The organism is Paenisporosarcina sp. P5_A11 (genome assembly GCF_056400705.1).
In genome coordinates this window covers 1-22,903 of sequence record NZ_JBFUKT010000005.1, presented here as the reverse complement: position 1 = coordinate 22,903, position 22,903 = coordinate 1, and the positions used below count along the sequence as shown (strand labels likewise).

Below are 22,903 nucleotides of genomic sequence, written 5' to 3'. Positions count from 1 at the left end.
ATCCAGTTATTTTAAAGAAGTTCAAATGGGGTATGATAGGAAGTAAGGGTGGTGACTACATGTATAAAAATCATGAGAGAAAATTGATGTGGGTTGTATTTATAGTTGCAGCCATTATGATGTTGTCAATACTAGGTCGGATTTTCGGTAGTTAATAGGAGGGTAATCAGATGGGAAATGAAGAAGCTGTATTCTTTAGTCGCATTTTAACAGAATTGACACTATCGTTTCATATTCTTTATGCCACGATTGGTGTAGGTGTTCCGCTCATGATCATGATTGCTCAGTGGGTCGGAATTAAGAAAAATGATGAACATTATATATTACTTGCAAGACGCTGGGCTCGTGGTTTTGTAATCACAGTTGCCGTCGGAGTCGTAACAGGGACAGCCATCGGACTCCAACTATCTTTATTGTGGCCGAACTTTATGGAACTAGCGGGTAATGTTATTGCTTTACCACTCTTTATGGAAACGTTTGCTTTTTTCTTTGAAGCTATTTTCTTAGGAATTTATTTATACACTTGGGATCGTTTTGAAAATCAGAAAAAGCATTTATTAATCCTTATACCCGTTGCGATCGGGGCATCTTTCTCAGCCGTATTCATTACAATCGTAAATTCGTTTATGAACGCGCCACAAGGATTTGATTTAGTAAATGGGGAATTAATCAACATTAACCCACTACTAGCAATGTTTAACCCAGCAATGCCTACTAAGGTTGCTCATGTTGTAGCAACCGCATACATGACGTCAGCATTCGTATTAGCATCAATTGCTGCTTACCGATTGTTAAAAGGTTCAAATCATATCTATCACAAAAAAGCATTATTCTTAACGTTAAAACTAGGGCTGATTTTCTCTATAGCAACTGCTATTATCGGGGACTTTTCCGGAAAATATTTAGCAGAATACCAACCTGAAAAATTAGCTGCCGCTGAATGGCATTTTGAAACAGAAGAAAATGCATCACTGGTTATGTATGGTGTTTTAGACGATGGTGAAGTGAAGTATGCAATTAAAATTCCATATGCACTCAGTGTGTTGGCACATGGTAATCCATTTGCCGAAGTTCAGGGTCTTGATCAATTCCCTGAAGATGAAGTACCACCACTTTATATTCACTACTTATTTGACTTAATGGTAACAATTGGGGTATCGCTGACAGGATTATCGGCGTTATATGCCTTGGCAACTTGGAGAAGATGGTCGTTCGTTCAGACCAAATGGTTCCGCTGGATACTTGTTGCAGGTGGTCCTCTTGCTTTGCTCGCAATCGAAGCAGGTTGGTGGTTCGCAGAAGTAGGTCGCCAACCTTGGGTGTTGAGAGGCATTATGCGTACTGAAGATGCTGCAACCACAAGTGGTCAAGTAGATCTTATGCTCGCATTATTCGCAGGTCTTTATTTAATCCTTGGAATCGGCAGTATTGTCGTACTTAGACGTATGTTTAAAAAGAATCCAGTTGAACAAGAAATTGAAGATCGACGTAAAGAACAGGACGGTGACATTACATGACACTGACACTCGAAATTATCGGAATTTCCGTCTTATGGATGTTTTTATTCGGTTATGTTATCGTGGCATYGATTGACTTTGGTGCAGGATTTTTCAATGCGTACAACACATTAACAAGACGTGAACATATTTTAACAAATATTATAGAACGCTATTTATCACCTGTGTGGGAAGTAACTAATGTGTTTCTAGTGTTCTTCTTCGTTGGTGTTATCGGATTCTTCCCGAAAACTGCCTTCTATTATGGAACGACACTATTGGTACCAGCAAGTATAGCGATTGTCTTACTAGCAATACGCGGTTCGTATTATGCGTTTGCTATGTATGGTTCATATGGACACAAAGGTTATACGTTCATGTACGGGATATCAGGTTTATTTATCCCAGCATCACTTTCCGTCGTACTGACGATTTCTGAAGGTGGATTTATTTCCATGGTAAATGGAAATCCTGTCTTAGATTACTTCGGATTATTTACGAGTCCATTAACTTGGAGTATTGTCGTATTGAGTATAACCGCATTGTTGTATATCTCGGCAGTATTTTTAACGTGGTATGCTAATAAAGCGGGAGATTCATCTGCGACGGATCTACTACGGAAATATGCACTCATCTGGTCTTTACCAACGATGATAACAGCAGGAGGCATCATTTTCGAATTGCGCAGTCATAACCCTGAACACTATGCGCGCATCCTGGATTTATGGTGGGTATTCGGACTGTCCTTCTTGCTGTTTGTCGGAACAGTATGGCTCATTTGGAAACGCAAAAACTATGGTCTAGCATTTGGCTTATTAGCTGGTCAATTTGCATTAGCATTCTTCGGTTACGGGGTTTCGCATTACCCGTACTTGTTGTATCCATATTTAACAATCTACGATAGCTTTACAAACGAAGCAATGGCGATTGCATTAATTGTTGCGTTTATTGCCGGTTTAGGATTATTGCTTCCTTCGTTGTATCTATTGTTGAGACTATTCTTATTCAATAAAGACTACGTTCGTGGAAACAAGGATTACCATGCCTAAAGGAGGCCAATCACATGACTGAGTTCTTAATGTTTTACGCACCATTTATCGTTTTAATTGTCTCGATTATCACAGCATTTTGGTTCGCTCCTAAAGACGGACCTTTACGGGAAAAAGAATAAATCAAAACGCTTGGATAAGATTTATTTAACCCGTACAGTTGAGTGGTAAAAAGTTTAAATAACTCGACAGATGCATTACAAATAACGTCATATTAACGTACAAATTAGCATTGCTTTTAGCAATGCTTCAGACTGTAGACAAACTCGATAAAATCGAGTTTGCCTACAGTTTTTTTTGTTTTTATAATAGAAGTATAAAAATCTTGAGGTGACTACGATGCTTTCAAAACATAATTCTATTCAAAGAGACCAAATTGAAATGATTGCTTTAGACCAACTTGTACCCGCGAACCATCTTGTTCGTAAAATTGAGTCGGCGCTTGATTTCTCTTTTATTTATGATTTGGTAAATGATATGTATTCAGAGCTAGGTCGCCCAAGTATTGACCCTGTTATCTTAGTTAAACTGACATTCATTCAATATACCTTCGGTATTCGCTCGATGCGTAAGACCATCGAAGAAGTCGAGACGAAYATGGCCTATCGTTGGTTCCTAGGTTACGGTTTTCATGATAAAGTGCCACACTTCTCAACGTTTGGTAAAAACTACGAGCGCCGCTTTAAAGACACAGACCTTTTCGAACAAATCTTCTATCGTATATTAAAACAAGCTACCGATAAGAAGTTAATTAGTGCAGAACATATATTCATTGATTCAACACATGTAAAGGCTAGTGCAAATAAGCGCAAATTCGAAAAGAAAGTCGTTCGCAAAGAAACACGAGCTTATCAAGAACGCCTTCAAGGAGAGATTAATCAAGACCGTGAAGATCATGGGAAAAAGCCATTCCCACCAGATAAGTTCAATAAGGAAGAATCGAAAGAAATCAAAGAAAGCACAACCGATCCAGAGAGTGGATACTATGTTAAAGATGAACGGACAAAGCAGTTCGCTTATTCTTTCCATGCCGCTGCAGACCGAAACGGTTTTGTCTTAGGGACGATTGTAACACCAGGTAACACACATGATAGTAATATGTTAGAGCCGTTAGTTGAACAAGTGATTGAGAATGTTGGGAAACCTGAAGCTGTTGCGGCAGATGCAGCTTATAAAACACCTGCCATTACAAATTATTTATTAGAAAACGAGATTACACCTGCCTTACCGTACACACGCCCCGGACTAAGGAAGGATTCTTCCGTAAACACGATTATGTATATGATGAACACTTTGACTGTTACCTTTGCCCAGCGGGCGAGGTCTTGAAATATTCGACAACGAATAAAGAAGGATATCGTGAGTACAAGTCACCGAAGCCCATTTGTGCGGCGTGTCCATTCCTAGTGCAATGTACAGAAAGTCGAGATCACCAAAAAGTGGTGACACGTCATATATGGCAGGCATACGTCGAGGAAGCTGATCATCTTCGACATCATGAAGATGTAAAACCCATCTATGCGAAACGCAAAGAAACAATTGAGCGTGTATTCGCAGATGCAAAAGAAAAGCATGGCATGCGTTGGACAACGTTAAGGGGACTTAAAAAATTGTCGATGCAGGCGATGCTTACTTTCGCTGCCATGAATTTAAAGAAACTCGCCAATTGGACATGGCGAGCTCCTAAAATGGTCTAATAATGACCTCTGGAGAGGTCTACTCTTCACAAGAATGGCTAAAAATCAAACAAAATCAAAAAAGGTGTTCGGAATAAAACCATTCCAAACACCTTTTTGTCTACAATCTGTAGCATTGCTTTTAGCAATGCTTTTTTACGTTTAATAAAATATTATTTCTAATAATAAAAGGTAGTACATCAATAATATGGTAATGTAATGATAGGTGTAGTGTCTAAGTTCGTGCTATTGTTTTTCAACTAAAGAGGCAGGTTGTGTAAGAAACAGATTAATAGGTATTTGGTGTTTTCTTGAAGAATAAGTAATGAATAAGTAAAAGGAGAAATGTATAATGAGTTTTCACATCACAAGAGAATTAAATAATGACGACAAAAATCACATTAATAACCAGCTTTTTAAATATAACTTGGCTCATTTTCCAGAGGATTTAAGAGGAAGGTACGAACAAATCAGTTTATTTATTAGAGAAGAAAATGGTCTAGTTCGGGGTGGTTTATTAGGCGAAGTGTGTTGGAATTGGTTAGAGATTCACACTTTAATGGTAGATGAGGAAATTCGGAGATTTGGTTATGGTACCAAACTATTATTAGAAATAGAGAAGATTGCATTAGAAAAAAAATGCGATTTCATAAAGGTAGATACCTTAAGTTTTCAGGCACTAGACTTTTATGAAAAAAATGGCTATCAAGTGTTTGGAAGTATTGATAATGTTGGCAGACACTTTAAGCATTATTATTTAAAGAAGGATTTGAATATTTAGTAGATAGTTTATTAATATGCTTATTGAACTAACGGGACAGGTTAGTTCAATAAGGGGTTAGATTATTTGTGGTAAAATTTGGTAGTGGTGATTGTTAATGGAGGCATTTGGTCTATATATTATCTTTTATTTTGTTGGCTTATTTTTTCTCTTTATCGTTATAGAAACAGCCGTTAAAAGAGGTATTAACAATTCGATAATTGGTGATTTTCTTAAAAAAAAGTATGGAATTAAAGATGATAAAAAATCTTTTCTTGATGATGATTTAGATAATGATAGATAAAACGACTTCTTCGGGTGCTTTAGGTGTAGATCATCGGGCTGCTTATTCAGCTCTTTCTTATTGAACTAACGGGGCAGTTTAGTGGAAGAAGGATTTCTAAACTTCTTGCAAAAAATAACAGTTATTGGTAATGAGTGAAGTTGAATTCGAGGAGATTGTTATGGAGATATCATTGATCAGACACGGAAAATCACAACTAACTGAAAATGATAGAATAACTTGTTTGGAGTTTAAGAAGTGGGTTGGGAGGTACGATTGCAATGGAGCATCCAACCACATTCACTTGTCAAGTACTTCTGGAACGATTATTATATAATTAATAAAGGAGGTCATCTTATGCCACGAACTGGACGCCCCCGCGAATTCAATCGTGACGAGGCGGTTGTTGCCGCAATGCTTTTATTCTGGGAACACGGCTTTGAATCCACTTCACTTGCTCAGTTGCGTGCTGCGATGGGGGGTATTTCTCCCGCAAGTTTTTACGCTGCGTTCGAGTCCAAGGAAGCACTGTTCCGCGAAGCGATTCATCAGTATATCACTACTTATGGTCAGGTTTCGGAAAGTTTCTGCGATACGAGGATTACATCGAAAGCAGCCATCGAGCAGGGATTACGGCGATCGGCACGGATGCAGACAGAGAGGTCACACCCTCTAGGCTGTCTATTGGTTTTGTCCGCTGTAAACTGTTCTCCTGAGCAAAAACACATTCGAGATATTCTTGCCAAGGAACGAGAAAAGGTTCGCGATTGGATTAAGGATTGTATAGAACGAGCCGTAGCAAATGGAGAGTTGCCTGATTCTACGGATATCCTCATGCTAGTAACCTTATTTGATACATTTCTTCGAGGAATTTCGACACAAGCTCTGGACGGTGTTCCATACGAGATAATCGATGCTGCCATAACTAAATTGATGAGCATCTGGGATGCATTGTCTGCTAGCTAAGCCAGGCGTTTAGAGGCTTCATGAAGAAGATAAACAAATAAATTAAAGAGGCTTTCCTGAATTAAAGGAGGGTCTTTTTTATACATAATCGGAATAGCAAGGGCGTTTTCGCGAAAGAAGATTTATATAAATCTAAGATTTAGAACAGGTTTTAGTTACTCCATAAAAGGGGCGTGATTGTTGAATAAGTGTCTATTTTCTTCTTCAACTAACGGGTGCTTTAGTGGAAGAAAAAAAATAGGAAAGGTCGATTTCTTATAAGAGAAATCGATCTTTTTAAGTTAAATTCAACCTTTGTCTCCCTAATACACATGAACGACATCTACTCGTTCATGGCCAACTTCTTTTGTGACGATTGCTGCAGCTTTCAACTTGGAATAGTCTTTTTCTATTTATTGCCTTACTCGATCTTGGACGTAATTGTAGCGCCCAAACTTTCAAACGCAAAAAAGGCCTCGACCCGAATTATAATCACAGTAAAACAAGCACTGTGCCTCAATCGGTCCAAAGACCTCCATTTGTCATAACCGCCAGTTTCCCGCACGGGTTCGGCACTTGTTTATATTTCAATTTATCAAATCAACATAATTAATCCTTTTTTAAACTCATTCTTTCTAACTTTTCTTCATCAATGATAATGTATTTCCTACCTTTTTTTTCTAATAACCCGTCTTCGTGGAATTGGTTAAGTGTGTATAATAAATGTCGATAGCTTACCCCCATGTATTCTGCTGTTTCGGTATGTTTCTCTTGAAAGCAACCATCGTTTTCTATTTGAAGAATATATTTCGCTAATCGATTTTTGAATTCATAATCCTGCATATCTGTGTAATGATCCGTTCTTTTAAGTAATTTATTACCTAAATATTTTGATAAATTAAAGAGAAAAAGATTGTCATTTAACAGATGCTCTTTCGATGAAGCCAATGGAACCGCTAAGCAAGTGCAGTCGTTTATAGCCACAACATCTTTTAAATTCTTTTCCACCTCAATCAAMGATAATTCACCAATAAAATCATCTTTCTTTAGAAACTGAATCAGCGCACGTTTTCCATTTTCGTGTACTATATATATTTTTGCCCGCCCATCCAATAATAAAAATAAGTACTGAATATCTTCATCAAAGCGCACTATATATTCATTAGAAGAAAACTTACAAATAAAAGCCTGATGTAACACAGCTTTCGGAAAAGTTTCTTGAATATCATTATATATATCTACAAAATTTTCAGCGTAATCCTCCAAATTGATTTTTTCCACTTTATCACCTCAATATGAGATATCTCCTATTATCATATTCTTATTTTCGATATATTACTACCCAGAGGTGAATAGGAATGAACAAATACAAACATATTATTTTTGACTTAGATGACACAATCCTTGATTTTCAAGATTCAGAAGAAAAGGCTTTAATACAAATTATTACACGATACGAGTTGCCTTATAACAAACAAATCATTGCAAGTTATAAGCGCATTAATGAGAGATTATGGCATGAGTTAGAGAAAGGCTTGATTACTCGTGAACAAGTGCTGACAACGCGTTTTTCACTTTTTTTGAAGGAATTTCATATAGATGAAAACGGAGCAAAAGTTGAAGCTTTGTACCGTGAGCATTTAAACCAAGGACATAAGACCGTTATCCATGCACATGAATTATTAAATGCTTTAAGTAAGCAAGATTATAAATTATATATTGGAACAAACGGTGTAGGAAAGACTCAAAGAAAAAGATTAAGAGATGCCATGCTAGAAGGATATTTTGAACAACTTTTTATCTCCGAAGAAATGGGTTATGAAAAACCGAATCCCCATTTTTTTTACTATATTTTTGATGCCCTGAATATAAGCCGAAAAGAAGAATTATTAATGATAGGTGATCGTTTAACATCGGATATTCAAGGAGCTATCAATGTCGGAATTGATTGTGTATGGTTTAACCCTAAGCGAAACATGCCTAAATCAGGTTCACCTAAGAGCACATATACGATACCAAATTTAATGCAAATAATGGACTTATTAGAGGAACAATCATGAAAAAAGTAATTCAATCGATTCTACTCTATATAGTAAGCGCTATTGGTATAAGTATTACATTAAAGGCGGGTATTGGAGTAAGTGGTTTTAATGCGATGAATTTATCCATCTCTGAATGGACTTCCATAAAAGTTGGCACAATTACATTCATTGCAAATCTCATTTTTCTAATCGTTTATATTTGCCTAAGCGAAAAAAAGGATTTTAGAAAATTTACTTTGATGTTCATTTCCATCTTGTTCTTTGGAATGGTTATTAATTTTTTCCTCTATACTATTTTCGGTACGATTCATATAGAGAATTATTTAGTAAGAGTCGGACTATTTATTTTCGGTGTGATACTAGCCGGTGGAACAACAGGCATTATTTTATCATTAGATATTATTCCTTTTCCAATTGAAAGTTTATGTTTACGAATAGCCGAATTAACAAAACTCACTTTCTCTCAATACAGATATAGTGTCGATTTATTCTCAATTCTTCTTTCAATAACAATATCACTACTATACAATTTACAATTCAATATTCGAGAAGGAACGATTATCAGCTTCTTCTTTTTATCCGGCATTATTTCTTATACACGTTTGAAATTTGAAAACTATCAGCTGAAACCAAAAACTCAATAAAAAGCAAGACTAAAAACTTTAGGGTTCAAGGTGAAGTTTTAATAATGAAATCTGCTTTTTCGTTGTTCAACTCCCACGAAAATAAAAGAACTCTTATTATTGATAATATCGACCCGTTTTGCACACATTTTTATCCTCTGTGGTGTAGCGCTGATTTTGCACTACATGTATGGCTAACGGGTGCTTTACTTGAGGATCATTGAGCTGATAAAACGGCTCTTTTTCTTATTAAACTAAAGGGGCAGGTTAGTTCAATAAGGGGAGCTTTATTTTTGAGAAAAATTGGAACTTCTATTGCTTTTAAGCGTAATAAAGTAAAGGAATAAATTAGTTCAATTGAAATAAAGGAGGGGATGAAAATGAGTATCTTTAAAAAAAGGATTTAAAAGGCGTTTTATGGATTTTCGTTATCGCTTTATTTGGAGTGTCTTTTATTACGCATACCGATAGTTATTTCAATAATAAAGCGATTAATTTATTGCTCACTGGTTGCTATGATAATGGTGGAGAAGTCATATTAGAAATTCATAATAATGTCACAAGCAGTTATTCTTTTGAGTGTAAGCCGAAATAGATTTAATTGTAAATATTCATTGTAACGTAGGAACTTAATTTAATTAAGCCCCCATTTCTTCTTCAACTAACGGGTGCTTTAGTTTAATAAATTAAGCCAACATTTAGTCGGCTTTTTTGTGGCACATCAKGAAAATAAAGTGCAGCAAATGCTTTACTCGTTTTTTTAACGCCTTCCAACTGTGTAATTTTGGTACAATGGAAATGGATTTTGTAATACAACTTGCAGGTTAGTTGAAAAAGAAAAAATAATTGGATGAGGGGATAAATTGATTAAAATAATTGACATTAGTGTTAGAGATAACGCTAAAGATGTATTAAACATTCAAATACCATCCTATAAAGTAGAGGCAGAAATAATCGGTTCCGATGAAATACCACCWTTGAAAGATACAGTCAAAACATTGCAAGAATGCGAAGAAATTTTCTTTGGTTATTATGAAGATGAAGAACTATGTGGTGCAATATCATTGGAAGTAGAAGATAATGTTGTTGATATACACAGACTAATTGTGCATCCAACCCATTTTAGAAAAGGGATTGCTCAGAAACTTTTAGATTATGTAACAAGAAATTTCGAAGCTGAAAAAATAAAAGTAGCGACAGGCTCTAAAAATACTCCAGCAGTAAGTTTTTATAAAAAGAATGATTTCGAAAATATTAAAGAAATCACAGTAAATGAAAATATATCTCTAACCTTTTACGAAAAGAAATTATAATATTCTTATTGAAGTAACGACTGAATTAACTCAAAAAGAGGTCTTTAAGTCAGCAGAGATTTGCTGACTTTTTATGTCGTAGTGGGAACATACAATGCTTCTTTCTTGTTGAACTAACGGGGGCTTTGGTAAAAAATTGTTGAGCTGTGCATACAGCTCTTTTTTTCTTCTTTAACTAAAGGGGCAGGTTAGCTCAATAAGAATAGTGGTCGTAATAATCTAAAAGTCGAAAAGAATGTATAAGCAAATACAACACAAGGAGAGGTAATTTGAAAAAAATAAGAGAAGCAACAAAAGAAGATATGATAGATATTTATATGATGGGCTTTGATGTTTGGGGAGATGATATGCCAGTCGAAGAATATATAACAATGTGTCAGGATTCAAGTAAGTATAAGAAGGGGAAATGGTACGTTCTTGAAGCAACAGATACTAAGGAATTATTAAGTTCTCTCATCGTATATAAACTTAACCCTTCAGAAGACTTAATCGTAAAAGGGATAGGATCAATCGCGACACCTGCAAATTCAAGAAAAAATGGATATGCTTTTTTATTAGTCAAAGAAACAATGAACAAATTAGAACAGGAAGAAAACTGTAACAACTTTTTCCTGTATAGTGATATTGGGACAGACTTTTATAATAGATTAGGCTTTATTGTTCTGCCTAATGAAAGTCAAAAATATAAAGACAGTATTTGTATGTACTACTCAAAAGAAAATGATATCGACTCTATATCATTTGATATCCCCAATTACTTTTAAGGGACATCACCATCTTGTGTGGGATATCGTTGATAACAGTATTGACGAGTAAATTGCAGGATTTATTATCAAATTTATAATGTACACTTATTCAACTAACGGGTGCTTTAGTTAAAGATCGTGGAGTTGCTTTGGCAGCTTTTTTTTCTTATTAACCTAACGGGGCAGGTTAGTGGAATAAAAAGTGATTTAATCCATTATTATTTGTATTATGTTAAATGCATAAATCAGTTGTACAGAGATAATAAAGTGGTTTAATTTGCAATTATTTTGCGGTAATGAAATTAAATATCAAAATTAAAGGAAATATCTTCTGACAGTCGAATATTAGCCTAGAACCATAATTAACTATTCCGATGAGGAGGATTCATGTGCGTCCACGACCATTGTTTATTGAAAATCCAGAGCATGAAAGGTATGTTAGTCTTGTGCCAGATGGAGATATTGTAGAAATACTTAGTAAGCAACGAACTAAGACCATTACCCTTTTAAGCAGCGTATCAGAGGAGTCAGCAAGGAAGGCGTACGCACCAGGGAAATGGACTTTAAAAGAAGTGATTGGGCATATGACCGACTCTGAACGTGTGATGTCCTATCGAGTGCTTGCCATTGCACGAAATGAAAGTGCACCACTCCCAGCAATGGATCAGGATCAATACGTTTCTGCGGCAAACTTCAACAAATTATCCTGGGACCAGTTACTAGCTGGTTTAGACACGGTACGTTCCAACACGTTAAGCCTTATTTCAACCATTGATGATGCAGCGTGGGTTCGTAATGGAACTGTAATGAACAGCCCAGTTTCAATAGGTATCATTGCATATGGCATTGCCGGGCACGAGTTACACCATATGAAAGTGATTAGTGATAAATACTTATAAGTCTTTTTCTATTAATGAAAAAACCTAATTTCTCATTTAATGCTGAAAAATTAGGTTTTTTAATATTGAAACTTTCTTAACGTTGTAAATCTGCATATCCCTGACACTACCCCTTATAGCGAATTTACTATACTTTCAATCAGAACTAAGGAGATAATTTATGTTGGATTTAGATAAAATAAGAGAAAAAATCATTGGCTTAGATGAGTCAGATGCTAAAAAGCATTGAAATGATGACCGCCGCTTATTTGGAAATGGCAAAAGACGGAAAAGGTGACTTTACAAGCGATAAATGTGTAGATGAACTAATAAAGATATTAAATAATATTCCGGGACCAGATGTACTAAAAGAGATATATAAGAAAAAGCAATAAGAGAATTAAATAAAACTTCTTCTTCAACTAACGGGTGCTTTACTTCAATAAGAGGTAAAGCCTTTTTTTATTCAACTTACGGGGCAGGTTAGTTGAACTTTGCATAAATTTTATAAACTGGGCAAGCTACCATAACTGATAAAATAGGGCGGTCATTATAAATATGAAAACCAAACAAATTATCTTTATATTGCTTTCATTCGTTTTAGTATTAACGTTATTTGCTACGGGAGTGATGTTGCCGAACAATGATACAGATGAATCTGAGAAAGTCAGTGCAGAAGAAAAACATTCCGATTTTTATGATGTATTATTGGTGTTATTAGACCCATATACAAGAAAAGTAATTAATAAGGAATATCCAAATCGTAGTTATGCACTTTGGAATGCAGAAATATTAGAAGTAAAACGACAAACTGGTGGGTATTCTCAGTATGATTTTACTGTGAAAATAAAATATGATACGTATACAGGTCCTTTAAATCCACCTGAAGGTCCTATAACATTAACCTTTCATGTAACAACAGATGGAGTTTCAGTGGTGAAAATTCAAAAATAAGTCTGACAAAGCTTTGTACATTCTTCAACTAACGGTGTGCTTTAGCTTAAATTGAGGTTCATCTAATTGCGTCAACGTTTGTTCACTCTCCAATTTTTAGGTAATTTAGGACTACTCTTCATCGATCGTGTCCGAGCGCTGGATCTGTTCCTTGCTTACTTCCCACAAGCGCTTTGCCGCGTCCATGTTCTGAGCGGGCACAGATGGGATTGTAATTTGCATGTCGGTGTAGTAACGGCCATTGTGACTGGTAATTTCGTCTGAGTCCGCCAACCATACCAAAGTTTCGGCACCTTTCTCAGGGCTTCGGGAGAACAAATTCATCACGGACATGGTCAACCGGGCCAACAGTCCGTTGTTCTGGTTAAAGTTCGTGGAAACTAGACCAGGATCGAAGCAGTGAGCTGTGACTCCTGTTCCCTCCAGTCGCCCCGCCAATTCAGAGGTGAACAAGATGTTGGCGAGCTTGGTCTCCGCGTAGCGAAATGTGGGGCCACCAACGAACTTTTTGGCGAAGCTATAGAGACGCTTGGCGCTGAGATCGTCAAAATCAATCCCCTTCTTGGCCATCTTGTGACCGTGGGATGCGGTTGTGATAACTCGGGATTGCTCATTTTCCTTTAGCCGGTCGAGGAGCAGTGTCGTAAGCAGGTAGGGAGCTAGATGGTTGACCGCCCATGTCAACTCTAAGCCGTCTGCAGTTAGTTGTCGCGTTTCGAACAAGGCACCGGCATTATTGATTAGGACATCCACTTTCGGGCACCTGGCCAGAATGTCGGCAGCAACTTGACGTACGGACTGCTGAGAAGCCATGTCAGCTAGGAACACATCCACTGTGGTTCCATTCCCGGTTAATGCCTTGATTTGATTCACTACTTCAGTCGCTTTGGTCTGATTACGCGCGACGATTCCCAGATTTGCGCCTCGAATCGCGAGCTCTTTGGCTGTGGCAAGCCCAATGCCGCTGGTGGCCCCGGTAATTACGACGTACTTGCCTTTCACTGTCCACTTATTCGTAATTATACTCTCCATTGCTATTAAACCCCTATTCTTAAAATATAATGAATTGCTTTTCACTTTATGAAAATCCACGCCAACTTATCAAACTAGCGGGATTAACACTACGTGAAAACTCGTCTGGTCAACATAAGGGTCAAAAACATATCTCGAAACGAGGACGAAAGAAACTCAGATATATACTTTTCAACGTAATGGTTCCACTCATTCGTCATAACGCAGCGTTTAAACAGCTTCATGAATACTACACAACACGCCAACAGAATTCCTTACGGGGGAAGCAATCGATGGTAGTGCTCTGTGGTAAATTACTGAAAATATTACATGGTATTTGCAAAAAGAAAGTCCGTTTTAACGAACAATACATGATGAAGGATCTCCACTGTCTCGCAGAGACAGCGTAAACATTTCTTATCATCGAGACCTATAACAGAAGGATGACACGGAGAAGCCAGCAACATAACTAAACTAAGACCTGCCTTATGAATAGACCGAACGAAGGAATGTCAGCGCACCGACGCCAAGAGACATGGGAGGGTACGTCTTCATAAGCATCGCAGAGATCCAATGTGCATCACATAGTGGATAAAAAAGCTAATGATTTCCATTAGTCTTAGCGAAGCGTAAGCTGTATTTGGTAATAAAAACAAGAAATTCAAGACTCTGTTTATAAACTATTTCAAAAATATTTACTCAACATCACAAAGTGGTGCAAATCGTTGATACATCAATGTTTATAGAGACAGGTTAATGAAATATTTAATACTACTTTGAATGGATTATATCGCGAAAATGTGTATTCATTTTAAGCCTATTACAAAAGAAAAAGCCTTGAGGTTTTTAATTACCAAAAGGCTTTTTGGATTTTAGTAAAGGGTAGGAGTAGGATAACAGGCAACAGCATCTATAAATCTTGGGTCAATTCCGTAGAATTGCCAGAAGGAACCGTTCCATCTATATCCAGATACTTCACCATATTCCACGCGAGTTGGGTAAAACCAGAATTGGTCCCCATTTATAAGCCATACATAAGTGTTTTGATATACACAGTCAATTATATAGGATACAGAAGGTTTTGTTGGTATGAGAGGTGGGGGAGGGGAAGTTGGTGCCATTGTTCCCTCGGGCTGAAAAAATCCTATGTTATTTCACTCCTTTAAGTTAGGGTCTAAATATTATATGTTGAAAAGAAGTAAAAGGATTATTTAACTGGACTATCAAAAACTAAACATTGTGAAGTAATGTACTTCAACTAAAGGGTGCTTTAGTTGAAGAACGATGGGTGTCGGCCTCAATGTTTTTGAAGTAAGAAAGGGTAAAGATAATGGATTTCTCGCAGTTGTGGGGAGCTCAAACGTTCTTCAATTTAGCTTGTTTCTACAACACGATTACACTTCCATTTCATCCACTGGCTAGTCATTCTCATATATCCGATTCAAACCACCTGTGATATGATGACAGAATAATAAAGTGATTTTAATCAAGGGGTGTTTAATATGTATCAAGAGACACATAAGATCGATTTAGTGCAAACGGTTTTAAAAAACTGGAAAGGCTTTTTCATCCCATATGAGATGGCATTATATGAGTTGAAGAGTGATTTCAATATTATTGATCTTGAATGGAAATCGAAACACGGATACTCTCCCATTGAGCATATGAAAACACGCTTGAAAACTATTATGTCATTGGTTGAGAAGATTGAAAACAAAGAAATTCCGCTGACTCAAGAATCTATTAAACAAGAAATACGAGATATTGTCGGAGTAAGAATTGTCACTAGCTTTATTGATGATGTATATTTGCTGAAGGAACATATCGAGCAGCGTGAAGATATTCGCATGATTAGAGTAAAAGACTATATTAAAGAACCTAAAAAGAGTGGCTACAAAAGCCTTCATCTTGTTGTAGAAACGCAAGTCATCTTATCTAATGAAGTGATATGGGTTCCCGCAGAAATCCAAATCCGAACATCCGCTATGGATTTTTGGGCATCAACAGAACATAAACTCAACTATAAATATCAAGGTGAATCGATACCGGAAGAAGCTCAAAAACAATTAATTGAGCTATCCAATGCTTCCTCGTTACTGGACAAAGAAATGTCTAAATTAAGAATTCAACTACTATCTAGTGAAACAGATTCAAATGGATAAATAATGAAAAAAGAGACACTAAATGGCAAGCTAAGTAAAAAAGAGTAGGTTGGATATTTTCCAAACCTACTCTTTTTTTGCTAACTGTTAGAGGACCATTAGAGACATGTAGTTTTTTAGTTCTTGAGAAAAGAGATTCATTTCTTATGAAATAGAAAAAGTCATGGAAACGCTGTTCTTTCTATAAATTCCACAGAAATAATAACATTTTCTTCTCTTCATCGTTTTTCAACTTCATGTAGTATAATGAATGATAAAAAAAGTCAGATAACTAGGGTGGGGTGCTTTATGTCTATAGGGAAAATCATTTATTATCACCGCAAGAAGCAGCATAAGACACAGGAACAGCTTTGCCACGGGATTTGTTCTGTTAGTCACCTGAGTAGAATCGAAAACAATTTCAAAGAAGCAAATACAAAAACGTTACAATTGCTATGTGAGAGATTGCATATATCCATTGAGGAAGAAAATAAAAAAACACAGCTTCTAAAACGACAGCTAGAACTTTTTTATGATGCTATGGAACGGCTTCAAAAAGAGAAAGCGGCAGCATTATATAAAGAGCTATTGGAGCATAAAGAATATGTCCAATGCACGGAGATGATTTATTTATATGAACTATATATGCTTCGTTACTTATTACTCTTGGATCGATTTTCAGAATTTGAAGAAGTATCATCGAAAATGAAAAAGGATGTAGCAAAGTATTCTTCATTTGAGGCGTATGTATGGGATTTCCTTCAAGCCATTTATTATGGTCACAAACAACAATACGTACAATCACTCGAGATTTTGAATCGTTTAGAAGACAAAGCAGTACAATATAGTGAAAAAATCACTGATTATTATTACTATAGAGCGGCAACGCATGGCCTTTTGTATCAGTATTCTTTGTCTCTTCATTATGCAAACAAGGCATTGCGCGTTTTGCAAGATACGAACAATATATTACGTATTGTACATGTAAAAATCATTATAGCCGTTAATTTAATATACATAGGTAAATTTGAGCGAGCGGATCAAATGCTCGTTCTCGTCTTAAGTGACGCTGAATTACTGCGGAATACAGACATGAAAGCAATCGCTCTTCATAACCTAGGATTCTTGTATCACAGACAAGGAAATTTTCAAAAGATGCTCGAATATTTCTCTAAATCCCTTGATTTAAAGCAAAAATATACACTCTCCTATTATGTGACCGTCTCAAGTTTCGCAGAAGCGCTTACCGAATTTAATGAACATGAAAAGGCGGCCGCACTGTTAAAACAAGAATTGGATTCCTTCCAAGACCGAAAATCACCAATGTATGTAGAACAAAAAATACTTTATCTTGAAGCCCTGGGAGATAAAAAGACACTTGTCCAATATTTAATTAAGCATGGGCTACCGACACTCGAACGGCGTATGCATTTCAGAAGAGCGATAAAATATTTAGATATGATAACAGCGTATTATAAGGAAAAAAAAGATCTGACTTCCGTTAATCATTATCTTCTAGCATCCAATCGGATTCTTAAAAATGCGCTTCATAATATTGGGAATCCTGTGACGCTTGAGAACTTGAGGTTATAAGAGAAGTAATGAGTATTTTAATAGATGAAAAGGACAATTGTGAACCAGTTGTCCTTTTTTTTGGTGATTAAATCTGTAATATGTTTTGATTTTTAGAAATTTTCCAAAGTTTAAAAACATACGATAATCAATGTTTTTTTCGAGTATTTGTTTGTTTTTTCGAGAAAAACCCCCTGAAAAGTACAAAATCTGACTGTAAATGACCGTTGTTTTCCAAATTAACAGACTCTTCTGTTTTGTCTATAATTTAGATTACACAAAGGAATGGATCATCTTATTTTTGCCAAGTAAATGGTTGAGAAACTAATGATCACTTGTGTAAAGAACAATGAATGTCAATAGAGGGGGAACAACATGAAGGGGAAGAAATCTATCAAAATTCTTACTGGAGCATTAGCTGCCAGTATGCTATTATCATCCGGCGTTCCGTACAACGTATTAGCGGAAAACACATCTAAGCCAGCTGGAGTTACTGATGCGAAAGCTGTATTAACCAATCTCACAAAGGAACAGCGCCATGCTTTGAAAACACTGGAGGCAGGACCAGGCTTCGTCATTTCTCCGGATATCAATACATCAACGCCAGAGAAAGTAAACGTAATCGTAGAATTTGAACAGGCACCTGCCAAAGTGGAAGTATTAAAGCAAGCAGCGAAAGGAAAGAAGCTTACGTCTTCTGCCGCAGAACAAAAGGTGGAAGAATCTCATCACGAATTTAAAGTAGCCCTGCAACAGCTGCAAAAAAAGAGAGATGCAGAGAAAGACTTTCAATCCGCCAAAATCACAAGAGAATATAAGAGCGCGTTCAATGGCGTGGCCATGACCTTGCCTGGCAATATAATTGAAGATTTGGTGCGATCTGGTGCTGTAAAGCGCGTCTGGAACGATCAGGAGGTACAGCTCGATTTACCGAAAGAAACAGCTAAGGCCGCTGTACAGCCGAAAATGGCGGACAGTGTTCCGCAAATCGGCGTGGACAAGCTCCATGCGGAAAACATAACGGGTAAGGGCATTAAAGTTGGGGTATTGGATACAGGAATCGATTATAATCACCCTGATTTAAAAGACGCGTATAAAGGATATCGTACTCAAGAAGGAGCGGATCCAACAAAAGTCGATCCGAACTCTGTAAAAGGTTGGGATTTCGTCAATGACGATGCAGATCCGATGGAAACAACATACAAGGATTGGCAAAATTCCGGCGGTTATCCTGAGGTCTATAATGGCAGTCCTTACTATACATCCCATGGGACACATGTAGCCGGAACGATTGCCGCAGACAAGAAAAACACGGTGGATTATGCGGTTGAAGGGGTAGCTCCTGATGTAGACTTGTATGCATACCGAGTGTTAGGTCCATACGGAAGCGGGGATACAAATGGTGTTCTGGCCGCGATCGACAAAGCGGTAAAAGACGGTATGGATGTGATCAACTTGTCATTAGGAGCTAACATCAATGATCCTTTATATCCTACATCCGTGGCAGTAAATAATGCGATGTTAGCTGGGGTCGTAACGGTTGTGGCGGCCGGAAATGCGGGACCGGGAGAAGGAAGCCTCGGTTCGCCTGGGTCTGCGGCTCTTCCGATTACAGTTGGCGCAAGCGACGCAGCGATAACCATTCCGACATATACGGTGGATGCAGGCGATTGGCATATAGACAAGATGATGTTGCTCGGCAAAAGCTTTACGGACAAGCTTGAGGACTTAAAAGGGCAACCGTTATCGGTTGTATATGCAGGGCTTGGAAAACCAGCTGACTTTACAGGGAAAGATGTAAAAGGAAAGCTTGTGCTCATCCAACGTGGCGAAATTGCATTCGATGAAAAAATTAAAAATGCCATGCAAGCAGGCGCGAAGGCTGTAATCGTGTACAACAATGTAGAAGGTGAAATCACGGCTTATCTCGGAGAAAGTACATCTTCTATTCCTTCCTTCCGTTTGACAAAKGCAGATGGCGAGAAATTGCGGGCACAAGGAGATGTCACCTTGACATTCGGAGAGCTAAGCAACACAAAAACAGAGGGCGACCGCTTGGCTGATTTCAGTTCCCGAGGTCCTGTGAGTCAAACGGATGATATTAAACCGGATGTCGTAGCGCCGGGTGTGGCGATTTTCTCGACTGTCCCAGAATATATCAACGACCCGAAAGACGGAGACAATTATACGGTAGCGTATGAGCGTATGTCCGGCACATCCATGGCGACTCCTCATACGTCGGGTGTAGCAGCATTGATTTTACAAGCGAACCCGGATTATAACCCGTTTGATGTGAAAGAGGCGCTCATGAACACGGCGGTTGATTTAAAAGAAGAGCGTTCCGTGTACGAGGTGGGTGCAGGGCGAATCGATGCGTATAAAGCCGTTCATGCAGATACAGCCATTGAGGTCATCGATAAAACACCAAGCATCGAAAATGACGAAGAAGTGGAAATGGAAGAGAAAACCGGCTCGATTGTGTTCGGTCACAAATACCAATTGGAACAACATGCGCCGATTACAGACAGTCGAAAAGTTGTGATTAAAAACAACAATAAAACAGATGAAAAAGAGTTCAAAATAGAAGTAGAATATTCGCCAACGAGTGTAGGCGTACAAGACGCGGCGAAAAACGGTGTGATATTGAACGTGCAGGATTCCATTAAAGTAGCTGCTGGAGCATCCGGGGAAATCCATCCTGAAATTTTCATTCCAGAAAACGCGGAATTCGGAAGATATGAAGGGTACATCCACATCACCGACAAACATAATGAAACAGAAACGTACCAAGTTCCGTTTGCCGTTCGTTTGTCAGAGCGGGGACTTGCATCTGTAGATTTGCTTCGGGACGCGATGGCAACAGATCCGACAAACTTCCATCCATATATGGAAAGGCCGTCCTCGCCGWTGACATTCAAATTGAACAGTCCGCTGAAAACGATTGATGCCGTTGTGAAGGATCGAAAAACAGGAAAAACGTTAGGACTTGTTGGAACACTTGACGCAAGCGACATAAAACCGAATCTCGAATATATCATGTTCTCCGGTATGGGGGGCTATGTGTATCCATTTACAGGCGATCCTTCCCATCCGATTGCGGATAGACCAGTCATGTTGCCTGAGGGAGATTACGAACTTGACTTCATCGGATACGATAATGAAGGAAAATCCTATACAAAAGGCGACAGTATCATCATTGACAATACCATTCCAGAAATGAAGTTCAAAGATCTTCAACCGGGTGTTCATGAGGTGAATGAATCCATGTTCACGAATGAAGACGGCGAGCATGCGGTATGGGTGCACGGCAATATTTATGACTCAACGGTAGATGCGTTAAAGGCGAAGGGACTTCCATATGATCAAAAAGCAAATATGATCGCATATTATCAAAATTCTGCTTTTCCGTCAGGCCGATTGAACACGATTCAAGCAAACGGGGACTTTAAATTCGGGGTGCTTCCAGAGGAAGTGAACGAGCCGTTAAATTTACGATTGTTTGGATTTGACACTGCGACGGCAGGCAGCATGGGATATGGATTTAAAGATTATACCTTTGTCAAAGAAGGAACAGAATACGCTGTCTCAAGTTATAACAAAGACAAAGTCAGGCTGGGTGAAAAAATCACGTTGACTTTAAACTTGAATAATGTCAAACAGCTCCTATCCGGTACATTGGAAGTTCCGTATGATAAAAAAATGTTTACATTCACAGATGTCAAACCGAATCCTGCGCTTACAAAATATGCGGAAGAACATGGACTGAACGTGAAACTCTCAAATCCGGCTATCGCGGAAGACGATTGGGGTGCCAAGGTGAAAGTCGGTGCGTCCTTAGAGGGACGTGAATTTAAAGGACTGGATGGCGATACGCCATTCTTGGATGTCACGTTCGAAGTAACAAATGATGAAAGTGTGAATGGCTTCCTGTCATTTAAACCGGATCAATTCTCTTATACACAATCTGGTGCAGCGGATGTGGTTACGATTTCTGCTTTTCAAGCTAAAGGATTTACCCTTATTTCAAAGCATTCCATGATTCGAGGGCATATCGAACCAGAGGCTTTCCTGAATGAACAAGGATGGTTACCCATTAACGACTACACAAAATTAGGAGCGAAAGTGTACGCCGTTGCCGGGAATGGACAGAAATATACAGGAACCATTGATAAAAACGGCCAATTTGAGATTCATAATGTTCCTGTAAGTGATAAAGAATACGATATTATCGTGGAGATACCAGGTCACTTGCAGAGTAAGCTGACAACAAAGCTCGGTAAAATGCAGGACGGGGAATTAGTCGGGCAACTTTACAGTGCACGTATGGATGACAACCTTGCCGGTGATGTGAACGACGATAAAATGATTGATATTCAAGATATCGTCCAAGTGGTTGCTTTTTACGGAAAGGACCATAAGAAAGAAGATTTGAACCAGGACGGAATTGTTGACGAAAAAGATGTTCGCTTTATTGAAAAGAACTTCTTAAAAGTAGGGCCGGACGCGAAGAAAAACGCCAAGCCAAAAGAAAAACACGGCAAAAAAGGATTAGAAGACTTCTTACGTGCAATTGGTCTAGAGCCGAAAAAATAAGCAGGTACAGTTCTATTGTAAGCTTTGAAACAACTATTTTAGAGCCAATTAGATATGTTTTACAACATCTCATGTACCAACTACAGATTGGCTCTAGATGATTTATATGATTAATAAAGACCGGTGACGCTTCATTACGACGTTGCCGGTTTTTTTTTACTTTAATCTCTGTTCTATAAGGAAAAGCAGGAGGAAAGAACTTGGCAAAATACGAACAAATTCAGACATATGCTAGGTGCATCAAATACAGAATACTTTCAACATATCTCCCACAACTATAGACAGTTGTTGTTGCAAATTGGATTGTCAATCGATGATGTATAGAGATGGGTATCAGGTATCACTTAGTCGGTAGATGATTCCGGAACTGTTTCCATAGAGCTAATCACCGTAGCTATAACATGATATTGGAGATAAATCATTGTAGACTGAATGTCTGTGCCTCCATCATAATATGGACAGATAAAACGAAAGAACTAAAGAAAAACCCTTCGATTCACAACCGTGACAGTGAAACTACAAACTATTCCAGATGAAGAAGAAGAGTGACCGCAGGTGATTTACTTCAAAAGGGGTAAGATTATTTGTGGTAAAATTTAGGGGGAGTGATTGTTAATGGAGGCATTTGGTCTATATATTATCTTTTATTTTGTTGGCTTATTTTTTCTTTTTATCGTTATAGAAACAGCCGTTAAAAGAGGTATTAACAATTCGATAATTGGTGATTTTCTTAAAAAAAAGTATGGAATTAAAGATGATAAAAAATCTTTTCTTGATGATGATTTAGATAATGATAGATAAAACGACTTATTCAACTAAAG

General features: G+C 37.7%; 19 protein-coding genes and 2 pseudogenes. 19 read left to right on the top strand and 2 right to left on the bottom strand.

The genetic code is table 11. The annotated features are described in order from the left end of the window. Positions 1 to 170: 170 nt before the first annotated feature. From AC1DOS_RS02710 to AC1DOS_RS02680, 7 genes and pseudogenes are all read left to right on the top strand, one after another. Positions 171 to 1,517 (top strand): cytochrome ubiquinol oxidase subunit I, encoded by a 1,347-nt coding sequence (locus AC1DOS_RS02710; RefSeq protein WP_477536306.1) that lies wholly within the window; start codon positions 171 to 173, stop codon positions 1,515 to 1,517. 2 nt (positions 1,518 to 1,519) lie between these two features. Continuing rightward, the gene (locus AC1DOS_RS02705; protein ID WP_477536331.1) at positions 1,520 to 2,545 is read left to right on the top strand and encodes a cytochrome d ubiquinol oxidase subunit II; all 1,026 of its coding nucleotides are present in this window, start codon (positions 1,520 to 1,522) and stop codon (positions 2,543 to 2,545) included. A 14-nt stretch (positions 2,546 to 2,559) separates the two neighbouring features. Continuing rightward, positions 2,560 to 2,667: a cytochrome bd oxidase small subunit CydS family protein gene (cydS, locus tag AC1DOS_RS02700; protein ID WP_477536305.1), complete on the top strand. Its 108-nt coding sequence runs from the start codon at positions 2,560 to 2,562 to the stop codon at positions 2,665 to 2,667. Between the two features lie 217 nt (positions 2,668 to 2,884). After that, a pseudogene (locus AC1DOS_RS02695) lies at positions 2,885 to 4,242 on the top strand (IS1182 family transposase). A gap of 331 nt (positions 4,243 to 4,573) precedes the next feature. Then, positions 4,574 to 5,002, top strand: coding sequence for a GNAT family N-acetyltransferase (locus AC1DOS_RS02690; RefSeq protein ID WP_477536304.1), 429 nt, complete (start codon positions 4,574 to 4,576; stop codon positions 5,000 to 5,002). A gap of 97 nt (positions 5,003 to 5,099) precedes the next feature. Further along, positions 5,100 to 5,285: a hypothetical protein gene (locus AC1DOS_RS02685; protein WP_477536292.1), complete on the top strand. Its 186-nt coding sequence runs from the start codon at positions 5,100 to 5,102 to the stop codon at positions 5,283 to 5,285. 336 nt (positions 5,286 to 5,621) lie between these two features. Next, the gene (locus AC1DOS_RS02680) at positions 5,622 to 6,230 is read left to right on the top strand and encodes a TetR/AcrR family transcriptional regulator (protein ID WP_477536303.1); all 609 of its coding nucleotides are present in this window, start codon (positions 5,622 to 5,624) and stop codon (positions 6,228 to 6,230) included. A 588-nt stretch (positions 6,231 to 6,818) separates the two neighbouring features. On the opposite strand, the gene yeiL is transcribed toward AC1DOS_RS02680, so the two are convergent. Next, positions 6,819 to 7,490 (bottom strand): transcriptional regulator YeiL, encoded by a 672-nt coding sequence (gene yeiL / locus AC1DOS_RS02675; protein ID WP_477536302.1) that lies wholly within the window; start codon positions 7,488 to 7,490, stop codon positions 6,819 to 6,821. Between the two features lie 77 nt (positions 7,491 to 7,567). Here yeiL and AC1DOS_RS02670 point away from each other — a divergent pair, with 77 nt between their 5' ends. The 7 genes from AC1DOS_RS02670 (at position 7,568) to AC1DOS_RS02640 (ending at position 12,765) form a co-directional block, all read left to right on the top strand. Beyond that, on the top strand, positions 7,568 to 8,269 hold the full coding sequence (locus tag AC1DOS_RS02670; protein WP_477536301.1) for a YjjG family noncanonical pyrimidine nucleotidase: 702 nt from the start codon (positions 7,568 to 7,570) through the stop codon (positions 8,267 to 8,269). Further along, positions 8,266 to 8,895, top strand: a complete 630-nt coding sequence (locus AC1DOS_RS02665; RefSeq protein ID WP_477532605.1) for a YczE/YyaS/YitT family protein — start codon at positions 8,266 to 8,268, stop codon at positions 8,893 to 8,895. The genes AC1DOS_RS02670 and AC1DOS_RS02665 overlap by 4 nt, the downstream gene beginning before the upstream one ends. 842 nt (positions 8,896 to 9,737) lie before the next feature. Continuing rightward, positions 9,738 to 10,187 carry a GNAT family N-acetyltransferase gene (locus AC1DOS_RS02660; protein WP_477536300.1) on the top strand — a complete coding sequence of 150 codons (450 nt, stop codon included), beginning with the start codon at positions 9,738 to 9,740 and terminating at the stop codon, positions 10,185 to 10,187. A 269-nt stretch (positions 10,188 to 10,456) separates the two neighbouring features. Beyond that, a complete protein-coding gene (locus tag AC1DOS_RS02655; protein ID WP_477536299.1) occupies positions 10,457 to 10,951 on the top strand; it encodes a GNAT family N-acetyltransferase in 495 nt (164 codons plus the stop codon). Positions 10,952 to 11,322: 371 nt separating this feature from the next. Further along, positions 11,323 to 11,832, top strand: coding sequence for a DinB family protein (locus AC1DOS_RS02650; RefSeq protein WP_477536298.1), 510 nt, complete (start codon positions 11,323 to 11,325; stop codon positions 11,830 to 11,832). A 212-nt stretch (positions 11,833 to 12,044) separates the two neighbouring features. After that, the gene (locus tag AC1DOS_RS02645; protein WP_477536297.1) at positions 12,045 to 12,206 is read left to right on the top strand and encodes a hypothetical protein; all 162 of its coding nucleotides are present in this window, start codon (positions 12,045 to 12,047) and stop codon (positions 12,204 to 12,206) included. Positions 12,207 to 12,369: 163 nt separating this feature from the next. Then, positions 12,370 to 12,765, top strand: coding sequence for a DUF3888 domain-containing protein (locus tag AC1DOS_RS02640; RefSeq protein ID WP_477536296.1), 396 nt, complete (start codon positions 12,370 to 12,372; stop codon positions 12,763 to 12,765). A gap of 111 nt (positions 12,766 to 12,876) precedes the next feature. Here AC1DOS_RS02640 and AC1DOS_RS02635 read toward each other — a convergent pair whose 3' ends face one another. Beyond that, a complete protein-coding gene (locus AC1DOS_RS02635) occupies positions 12,877 to 13,797 on the bottom strand; it encodes an SDR family oxidoreductase (RefSeq protein ID WP_477536295.1) in 921 nt (306 codons plus the stop codon). A gap of 38 nt (positions 13,798 to 13,835) precedes the next feature. Between AC1DOS_RS02635 and AC1DOS_RS02630 the strand changes: the two are divergent. The 5 genes and pseudogenes from AC1DOS_RS02630 to AC1DOS_RS02610 form a co-directional block, all read left to right on the top strand. Next, a pseudogene (locus AC1DOS_RS02630) lies at positions 13,836 to 14,186 on the top strand (transposase); the annotation flags it as partial. A 1,092-nt stretch (positions 14,187 to 15,278) separates the two neighbouring features. Further along, positions 15,279 to 15,938: a GTP pyrophosphokinase gene (locus AC1DOS_RS02625; RefSeq protein WP_108587087.1), complete on the top strand. Its 660-nt coding sequence runs from the start codon at positions 15,279 to 15,281 to the stop codon at positions 15,936 to 15,938. A gap of 288 nt (positions 15,939 to 16,226) precedes the next feature. Beyond that, positions 16,227 to 17,510, top strand: a complete 1,284-nt coding sequence (locus AC1DOS_RS02620) for a tetratricopeptide repeat protein (protein WP_477536294.1) — start codon at positions 16,227 to 16,229, stop codon at positions 17,508 to 17,510. 354 nt (positions 17,511 to 17,864) lie between these two features. Beyond that, positions 17,865 to 22,082 carry a S8 family serine peptidase gene (locus AC1DOS_RS02615; protein ID WP_477536293.1) on the top strand — a complete coding sequence of 1,406 codons (4,218 nt, stop codon included), beginning with the start codon at positions 17,865 to 17,867 and terminating at the stop codon, positions 22,080 to 22,082. A gap of 615 nt (positions 22,083 to 22,697) precedes the next feature. Continuing rightward, on the top strand, positions 22,698 to 22,883 hold the full coding sequence (locus AC1DOS_RS02610; protein ID WP_477536292.1) for a hypothetical protein: 186 nt from the start codon (positions 22,698 to 22,700) through the stop codon (positions 22,881 to 22,883). Positions 22,884 to 22,903: the final 20 nt, after the last annotated feature.